Genomic DNA, 8,808 nt, shown 5'->3' with positions numbered 1-8,808 from the left:
CTCGATGCCGCCCGCAACGCCGGCTACGGCCACGTCGAACTGCCGATCTTCGAGGACACCGGGCTGTTCGCCCGAGGCGTCGGCGAGTCGACCGACGTGGTGAGCAAGGAGATGTACACCTTCTCCGATCGTGGAGATCGGTCGGTGACACTGCGTCCCGAGGGCACTGCCGGCGTCATGCGTGCGGTGATCGAGCACGGGCTGGATCGGGGAGCGTTGCCGGTGAAACTGGCCTACGCCGGGCCGTTCTTCCGTTACGAGCGTCCGCAGGCCGGCCGGTATCGGCAACTCCAGCAGGTGGGAGTGGAAGCGATCGGCATCGACGATCCGGCCCTGGATGCCGAGGTCATCGCTGTGGCCGACGCTGGTTTCCGGGCCCTCGGGCTCACCGGTTTTCGGCTCGAGATCACCTCGCTCGGCGACGACACCTGCCGCCCTCAGTATCGAGAGTTGTTGCAGCAGTTCCTCTTCGCTCTTCCATTGGACGAGGACACCCGACGCCGCGCCGAGATCAATCCACTGCGTGTGCTCGACGACAAGCGACCCGAGGTGCGCGAGATGACCGCGGACGCACCGTTGATGCTCGATCACCTCTCCGACTCGGCGAAGGAACACTTCGACGAGGTGTTGGCCTACCTGGATGTGATGAACGTCCCGTATCTGGTGAATCCACGGATGGTGCGCGGCTTGGACTACTACACCAAGACGACGTTCGAGTTCGTGCACGACGGGCTCGGAGCGCAATCCGGTATCGGCGGCGGCGGACGCTACGACGGCCTGATGGAACAGCTCGGCGGCCAGGCGTTGTCGGGTATCGGATTCGGTCTCGGTGTGGACCGCACCGTCCTGGCGCTCGCGGCCGAGGGCAAGACCGCGGGCACGACGTCACGGTGCCAGGTGTTCGGCGTTCCGATGGGTGCCGGTGCCAAACTGGCGATCGTCGACATCGCGGCGCAGTTGCGCGAGCGAGGAATTGCTGTGGACATGGCCTATGGAAATCGCGGTATCAAGGGTGCCATGAAGGCCGCCGACCGATCCGGGGCCCGTTATGCATTGGTACTGGGCGATCAGGAACTGGCGGAGGAATCGGTTCTGGTGAAAGACCTCTCGAACGGCGAACAGGACACCGTCGCGCTGGCCGATGTGGTCGATGCCCTCGGGGCGCGCCTTGGCCGGTGAGCCTCGTCCCAACCCGGGTCCGGTAGCCCTCGATCTGGTCTCTGCGGACTTCCTGGCCCCGCGGCTGCGCAAGCTCGTGCTCGGTTCGGTCGTGGTCGGAGTCGTGCTCGCCGTCGTGCTGGCGTTGTTCCTGCCGGTGTGGGTGGCAGTTCTCGTCGGCGTGGTGATCGGTGGTCCGGCAGCAGTGTCGGGCGGGCTGGGTCTGCGCCGGGGAGTGTGGCTCGACGGGCCGCAACTGTGCTCGCGGGGGTTGCGCACCCGCCGACTGAAGATGCCCGAGGTGGTGACGGCCGAGCTGACGATTCGGACGGCCCGAATCGACCAGATTTCGTTGCGTCTCTACGACGGACGCACGCGCATCGTGCTGCCGTTGGCGCTGTACACCAACGGTGGGGGTCGCGAACTGCCGATTCTTGCGCTGCGCACTCTCGCCGACTCGCTGTGGACCACCGAACTGGTACCGGCCGCAGCGATCGCTTCGGTACTGGTGGATCAACTGCGAGCCGAGGCACGCGACGCCGGATTGGACGAGCGCCCGCTCTATCGCGCTATCGAACTCGTGCGCAGCAAGGGCCGCACACCGCAGGCGACCCTGACCGACCGCGAGGTCGCTCGCTTACTCGACTGACCTGGATTCTCAGGTCACCAAGAACGCGTCGAGCACGACGGCCTCGGCCGACCGTGATCCGGAAGTGACGACCAGGGCCCTGTTGAGATAAGTGAACTTCGGGACCGCCGTCGCTACTCGCAGGGTTCCGCGGAAGTAGTAGGTGGCGGGATCCACATCCTGCTCGGGATCGTTCAAGGCGTCGATGACCTCTGCCGGGCCGAACTGGACTCCGCGATAATCCAGGGAAAGGTAGCCTCCGGTTGCCAATTCCAGTACGAGGTCGCTGCTGAATTCGGTGCATCCGTCCGGACGCGTCACGCTCACGACGGTCGAGCCGGCGGCGAGGGTTCCCTCGATGTCGGGTCCTGGGGCGGCACCGCCGATCACGGTGGTGACCACCCGTTCGCCCTCGGGCACCGAACCGATGTCGATTGCGGGCCCGAGGGTGAGCCCGAGTCGCAGAATGGGTTCGAGGGTCGGTGTGTTCGGGGCGGTCACGGCGGTGCACTCCTAGGATCGACTGGGGGCCTACGCTATCGCCTTCCAGCGACCACTCCCGAGCGGGGATCGGCGAGTGTGATCCGGTCTTGACACCAGATAGAACAAATGTTCGACTGTGTGCATGCGATGGGCCGGTCAGACTCTCGACGCCGCCGACGACGGGGCGCTACCGGGGCTCGAGCGATCCGGGCTGGTCCGTAGCGTGCAGACGCCCGAGTTCGAGGGCATCACCTTTCACGAGGTGCTGTGCAAGAGCGCGTTGAACGAAGTGCCGGGCGAATCGCAGCTGCCGTTCTCGTGGACGGTCAACCCGATGCGCGGGTGCTCGCACGCCTGCCGATATTGCTTCGCGAGGCCGACTCATGAATATCTGGATCTCGACTCCGGCAACGATTTCGACTCGCAGATCGTCGTCAAGACGAACGTGGCGGCCGTGCTGCGTAAAGAGCTTTCTCGCCGATCGTGGAAGCGTGAGCCGGTCGCGCTGGGTACCAATACCGACCCCTACCAACGCGCGGAGGGCCGATACCGGTTGATGCCGGGCATCATTCGGGCACTGACCGAATCGGCTACGCCGTTCTCGATACTCACCAAAGGCACACTGCTCCGGCGTGATCTGCCTCTGTTGACGTTGGCCGCTCAACAGGTAGACGTGCACGTGAGCATCAGCCTGGCCATTCACGACGCCGATCTCCAGAAGCAGCTCGAGCCCGGAACCCCCAGTCCACGAGCGCGATTGGATCTCATCCGTGCGGTGCGCGATGCAGGCCTGGACTGTGGGGTACTGGTGGCACCGGTCATCCCGTTCCTGACCGACGGTGCCAAGCAGTTCGACGGTCTGATCGGCGCATTGGCAGAGGCTGGAGCGACCAGTGTGACGGCCCTGCCGATGCATCTCCGGTCCAGCACGAAGGACTGGTACATGAGCTGGCTGGTGAAGGAGCACCCCGCGTTGGTGCGGCGCTATCGACAGCTGTACGGGCACGGGGCGTACGTGACGCCCGAGTACAAGCAGTGGCTGCGGGGGCGGATCGATCCGTTGCTCGACAAGTACGGCTTCGCGGCGGACCAGACCCGCTCGTTGCCGGCGAACGAGCCCGCCGAACCTCCGGCGTTGGTCAGTTCGGGCCCGGCCCTCACCTTGTTCTGAGTGGGGCTCGTTCAGGGATTGTCGAGGTCCCGCGCCGAGAACGTGTCGCACGCCGCTACCTGTCCGGTCTCGTAGCCCGCGGTGAACCACTTCTGCCGCTGAGCGGAGGATCCGTGGGTCCAACCCTCGGGGTTGACGCGTCCGGTGGACGCCTGCTGGATGCGGTCGTCGCCCACCGACGATGCCGCCGAGAGGGCGTCGTCGATGTCGGTGGAGGTCAGCGGTTCGAGGAATGCCACGCCGGTGTCCGGATCGACCGTGTCGGATGCGTAGTGCGCCCAGATGCCGGCGTAGCAATCTGCCTGCAGCTCCACGCGCACTCCGCCGGACTCGGGGCCCTGCGGATCGGACTGAGCCCGGCCGATGTCGCCCAGCTGGTTCTGGATGTGATGGCCGATCTCGTGCGCTACCACGTATTCCTGCGCCAGTGGTCCACCGCTGGAGCCGAACTGATCGACCAGAACCTGGAAGAAACTCGTGTCGAAGTACGCCGTCGAATCGGCCGGGCAGTAGAACGGTCCGACGGCACTGGTGGCGTTGCCGCAGCCGGTGTCGATCGATCCGGAGAACTCTCGTACCGGGGGCTGGACGTAGGCGACACCGGTCTGCGCCTGCAGTTGCGATTCCCAGACTGTGTCGAGGCTCGAGGCCGTGAACCCGATACGGCAATCGACGCTACTGTTCGCGTCTGCGACCTCACACTCGAGCGTTCCGGACGTCCCGGAGTCGACCTGTCCCGCGGAGCTGTCGCCGCCGCTGATCTGATTGAGGATGGAGCCGGGATCGCCACCGAAGAGCAGGGCTATGACGATGATGATCAGGCCGCCTGCGCCGCCGCCGAGGGCCAGTTTGCCGCCCCGTCCGCCGCCGCCACTACCGCCGACGGAGACGCGGCCCCGTTCCATCCGCGAGCCTTCTCTGAACGTCATGTTGGAGTTCCCCTCCGCCGAGCCCCCAGCTGTGGTGGGGACACAAATCGCCGCTGTCGGCCATAGCTTCGCATGCGAGAGCACGATCTCGTTTCCTTCTATGGTCATGTCCTCCGTAGGATCGGTCAGCGAAGAACACGATCAGCGGATTTTTCTCGAAAGGACACCCGTGCTGCGCACCCACCTCGCCGGCTCATTACGCCCCGAGCACGTCGACCGAACCGTGACGTTGACGGGATGGGTGGCCCGTCGACGCGATCACGGCGGCGTCATATTCATCGATCTGCGGGACGCGTCCGGCGTGTCTCAGGTCGTCTTCCGTGAGGGAGCAGCACTCGAGCAGGCGCACCGCCTGCGCGCCGAGTACGTCGTGAAAGTGACCGGCAAGGTCGAGGGTCGTCCCGAGGGCAACGCCAACTACGAGATCCCCACCGGTGCGATCGAGGTCGAGGCATCGGAGATCGAGGTGCTGTCCGAGGCTGCGCCGCTGCCGTTCCAGCTCGACGATCAGCCCGGTGAAGAAGCGCGCCTGAAGTACCGATACCTGGATCTGCGCCGTGAGGGACCCGGACAGGCCATTCGCCTGCGCTCGCGAGTGAACGCCGCAGCCCGCTCGGTCCTGGCTCATCACGAGTTCGTCGAGGTCGAGACTCCGACGCTGACGCGATCCACCCCGGAGGGTGCACGCGACTTCCTGGTACCCGCCCGACTGCAGCCGGGCAGCTTCTATGCCCTGCCGCAGAGCCCTCAGCTGTTCAAGCAGTTGCTGATGGTCGGCGGTATCGAACGCTACTACCAAATCGCCCGCTGCTACCGCGACGAGGACTTCCGTGCCGACCGCCAGCCGGAGTTCACCCAGCTCGATGTCGAGATGAGCTTCGTCACTCAGGACGACATCATCCTGTTGGCGGAGGAAATCCTGGCGTCGCTGTGGAAGCTCGTCGGGCATCACTTCACCGCGCCGATTCCGCGCATCACCTACGCCGAGGCCATGCGCCGCTACGGTTCGGACAAGCCAGATCTTCGATTCGACATCGAACTGGTCGAGTGCACGGATTTCTTCTCCGAGACCACCTTCCGCGTGTTCCAGGCCCCGTACGTCGGTGCGGTGGTCATGCCCGGTGGCGCCTCTCAGCCCCGCAAGCAGTTGGACCGCTGGCAGGAATTCGCCAAGCAGCGCGGTCACAAGGGACTCGCATACGTTCTCGTCGGAGAGGACGGCACACTCGGCGGTCCGGTGGCGAAGAACCTCACCGATGCCGAGCGTGACGGACTCGCTGCGCACGTCGGTGCGAACAACGGCGATGCGATCTTCTTTTCCGCCGGCCCGATCAAGGCCTCGCGCGGACTGCTCGGAGCGGTACGCGGCGAGATCGCCCGCAAGCTCGACCTGATCGATCCGAAGGCCTGGGCCTTCGTGTGGGTCGTCGACGCCCCGCTGTTCGAGCCCACGTCCGACGCCACCGCCAGCGGCGATGTGGCCGTCGGATCCGGTGCGTGGACCGCTGTGCACCACGCATTCACGTCGCCGAAGCCGGAGTCGATCGACACGTTCGACACCGACCCGGGATCTGCGCTCGCCTACGCCTACGACATCGTCTGCAACGGCAACGAGATCGGCGGCGGCAGCATTCGTATCCACCGCAAGGACATTCAGGAACGGGTGTTCGCGATCATGGGTATCGGCCACGACGAGGCGCAGGAGAAGTTCGGCTTCCTCCTCGATGCCTTCAGCTACGGCGCGCCGCCGCACGGCGGAATTGCCTTCGGCTGGGATCGCATCACGGCGTTGCTCGCCGGAGTGGATTCCATTCGCGAGGTCATTGCGTTTCCGAAATCCGGTGGCGGTATCGATCCCCTCACCGAAGCACCGGCACCGATCACTCCGCAGCAGCGCAAGGAATCGGGCATCGACTTCAAGCCGGAGAAGAAGGAAGACGCACCGGCCGAGGCGAACTAGCGGCTCGTAGATCAGACGACGAATGTCCCCGTAGCGCCGGCGCTACGGGGACATTCGTCTGTCGAGTGGATCGGATCAGCGAGCGGGGGACAGCGGTCCTCCGGTGAGCACGCGGTAGGCGTAGTTGGTAGCGATCACCGAGACCGGGATGGTCACCAGCAGACCCAAACCGCACAGCAAGAAGCCGACGATATTGATCACCGCGAGAAGCAGCAGGAGCAGCACCAGCGGTCCGATGTTCTTGACGGTCAGATCGACACTCGACTTGATGGAGTCGAGTGCGGACTGGTTGCGATCGACCAGGAAAGTCAGCGAGAAGGCGAGTAGGAATCCGATGACGAGGTCGATCACAGTTCCCGCGAACGGAATGAACCCGAGCACGACGCTCACCACCGTCCCGATCAGCGCCAGAATCGCAATCTGGGGAACGTTGGTGAACTGAAAGAACCGAGCGAACGACGGCGCAGGCTGCTCTCCGGTCTCGTCCAACGCTCCGCGTACGAAGGCGGCGCCGACGAGGTAGGACACAAACGTGGCTACCGCACCGATGACGATGGCCACGCTGGATGTCGTGGCAGCAACCGCCGTGTCGCCGTTCTCGGACGCTGCGATCGCGGCGGCGAAAGTCGACGCGAAGCTGACGATGAACACTACGACGCCGACGGCCCACACTATGGCGGTGATGCCGAGCCAGGGTCCGGCATTCGCCTTGAATTTGTCGAAGCCGTAGCTCAGCGCGGCACCGACGTCGAGGCGTCCGGGATTGGGCCCCAGCGGTCGCTGTCCGAAGTTCTGATTCCCGTAGTTCCCGTAATTCGCGGGCGGGGGTGGGTAGTTGCCGGGCGGTGGTGGGTAGTTGCCTGGTGCTCCGCCTTGGGGTGGATAGTTGCCGGGCGGTGGGTAGTTGCCGGGCGGTGGGTAGTTGCCGGGCGGTGGGTAGTTGCCGGGCGGTGGTGGGTAGCCACCCTGCGGCCCCTGGGGTGGGTAGTCGGCCTGTGGTGGGCCCTCACCGGGGGGCGGGTTGTGTGCTGCGGGCGGCGGCCAATTGTGGGGTGGTTCGTTGCGTGCAGGATCGGATTGGTGTGGGTCCTGCGATTGGTTGGGCGAGTTGTCGCTCACGTCGACCTCCTGGTCTGAGTTGTGCGCCTGCTCCCAGTACGCCGATCGAGCACCCGCACCGAGAAGTTGCCCAAGATCGACTCGGCTTGTGCACGTAGCGATGCGGAGCGCTCGGCGGCTCGAGCTTGCGTTCCCGTCGGCTGCAGTTCGGTCCCAGCCCGTCGTGGACTGCAGGGCAGCCTGTGGCTGCCCTGCAGTCGAACCACGACCGAGGATTGCTCGACGAGAACCGAACCGACGAGTCACTTCGTCCCGATCGTCGCGAGCGGAGCGCATCGATTCTGCGAGGACCTGGCTCGTCGCGATCCGAACGAAATCGGTCAGTACGGCGCAGCGCTTGTCGAGATCACACGATATGCATAGGTCGAGGCGATGATCGTGATCGGAATCGTGACCAGCAGGCCGAGCCCACAGGGAATCGCGCCGAGGATGTTGATGCCGAACAGAGCGAGGGCCAGTACGAAGACCGTTCCCATATTCGAGGAGATGGCGCGGAAACTGGACTTGAAGGCCGTGACGGCGTCTTCGTTGCGATCGATCACGAATTGCTGAGTCCACCAGGACAGGAACAGGATGATCAGGCCGGGGATGATCAGCAGGACGAACCCGACAGTGACGGCGATTCCCACCAGAAAGCTGGCCAGGATGATGTGCACGACGTTGGTGAATTGGAAGAACGAGGCAAAGTTCGGCTTGTTCCCGTCCACCTCGTGCAGAGCACCTCTGATGAGCGCCGCCTGGATCAGGTATCCGACGACGACCGAGACGAAACTGCCGATGATCGTGACAACGGTGAAGGCGGCCGTCATGTCGCCCATCGAACCGGAGTCACCGCTGAATATCCAATTGATGGCGACCTGAATGATCGCAGCGATCACCAGAATTCCGATCCAGACTCCAGCGTTGCCCTTGAACCGGTTCCATCCGAACGAAATCGCATCGCCCACACGGAGGGTCCCCGGCATGGGACCGGAACCGTAGCCGGGAGATCCGCCGAAATTGCTCGGCGGTGGTGGGTAGCCGCCGGGTGCTCCGCCCTGGGGTGGGTAGTTGCCGGGAGGTGGGTAGTTGCCGGGCGGTGGTGGGTAGCCGCCGGGTGCTCCGCCTTGGGGTGGGTAGTTGCCGGGAGGTGGGTAGTTCCCGGGCGGCGGTGGGTAGCCACCGGGTGCTCCGCCTTGGGGTGGGTAGTTCCCGGGCGGCGGTGGGTAGCCACTGCCGGGCGTCTGCGGTTTGTTCGGATCCGGCTGCTCAGGATTGGGGTCGCCACCGTATTGCGGTCCATTGGGCGGGTTCTCACTCACGTTTTACCCTTCAGTCTCTGGCGAAGTACGTCGACGATTCGTCCGTATTTTCAGGCTGA

At 64.7% G+C, this 8,808-nt stretch carries 8 protein-coding genes; 4 read left to right on the top strand and 4 right to left on the bottom strand.

The window, feature by feature from the left end; genetic code table 11:
• Nucleotides 1-1,179: histidine--tRNA ligase (hisS, locus tag RHODMAR_RS16740; protein WP_008716649.1), on the top strand; the 1,179-nt coding region annotated here is incomplete at its 5' end.
• On the top strand, nucleotides 1,151-1,807 hold the full coding sequence (locus RHODMAR_RS16735; protein WP_442970061.1) for a hypothetical protein: 657 nt from the start codon (nucleotides 1,151-1,153) through the stop codon (nucleotides 1,805-1,807). The genes hisS and RHODMAR_RS16735, both read left to right, overlap by 29 nt.
• A gap of 9 nt (nucleotides 1,808-1,816) precedes the next feature.
• On the opposite strand, the gene RHODMAR_RS16730 is transcribed toward RHODMAR_RS16735, so the two are convergent.
• Nucleotides 1,817-2,287: a DUF3237 domain-containing protein gene (locus tag RHODMAR_RS16730; protein ID WP_008716645.1), complete on the bottom strand. Its 471-nt coding sequence runs from the start codon at nucleotides 2,285-2,287 to the stop codon at nucleotides 1,817-1,819.
• A 124-nt stretch (nucleotides 2,288-2,411) separates the two neighbouring features.
• On the opposite strand from RHODMAR_RS16730, the gene RHODMAR_RS16725 reads away from it, so the two are divergent.
• Nucleotides 2,412-3,440 carry an Rv2578c family radical SAM protein gene (locus RHODMAR_RS16725; protein ID WP_042939609.1) on the top strand — a complete coding sequence of 343 codons (1,029 nt, stop codon included), beginning with the start codon at nucleotides 2,412-2,414 and terminating at the stop codon, nucleotides 3,438-3,440.
• A gap of 11 nt (nucleotides 3,441-3,451) precedes the next feature.
• Here RHODMAR_RS16725 and ypfJ read toward each other — a convergent pair whose 3' ends face one another.
• Nucleotides 3,452-4,369, bottom strand: coding sequence for a KPN_02809 family neutral zinc metallopeptidase (gene ypfJ / locus RHODMAR_RS16720; protein ID WP_042939622.1), 918 nt, complete (start codon nucleotides 4,367-4,369; stop codon nucleotides 3,452-3,454).
• 169 nt (nucleotides 4,370-4,538) lie between these two features.
• Here ypfJ and aspS point away from each other — a divergent pair, with 169 nt between their 5' ends.
• Nucleotides 4,539-6,329: an aspartate--tRNA ligase gene (gene aspS / locus RHODMAR_RS16715; protein WP_008716640.1), complete on the top strand. Its 1,791-nt coding sequence runs from the start codon at nucleotides 4,539-4,541 to the stop codon at nucleotides 6,327-6,329.
• Between the two features lie 75 nt (nucleotides 6,330-6,404).
• Here aspS and RHODMAR_RS16710 read toward each other — a convergent pair whose 3' ends face one another.
• Together RHODMAR_RS16710 and RHODMAR_RS16705 are read right to left on the bottom strand one after the other, a co-directional pair.
• The gene (locus RHODMAR_RS16710; protein WP_008716638.1) at nucleotides 6,405-7,448 is read right to left on the bottom strand and encodes a hypothetical protein; all 1,044 of its coding nucleotides are present in this window, start codon (nucleotides 7,446-7,448) and stop codon (nucleotides 6,405-6,407) included.
• A 320-nt stretch (nucleotides 7,449-7,768) separates the two neighbouring features.
• Complete coding sequence (locus RHODMAR_RS16705) at nucleotides 7,769-8,749, bottom strand: hypothetical protein (RefSeq protein WP_008716636.1); 981 nt, start codon at nucleotides 8,747-8,749, stop codon at nucleotides 7,769-7,771.
• Between the last annotated feature and the right edge of the window lie 59 nt (nucleotides 8,750-8,808).

It is taken from the genome of Rhodococcus sp. AW25M09, assembly GCF_000333955.1.
Lineage (GTDB): Bacteria > Actinomycetota > Actinomycetes > Mycobacteriales > Mycobacteriaceae > Rhodococcoides.
Note: the sequence above shows the minus strand (reverse complement) of the source record. Positions and strands in the feature narration are given on the sequence as shown.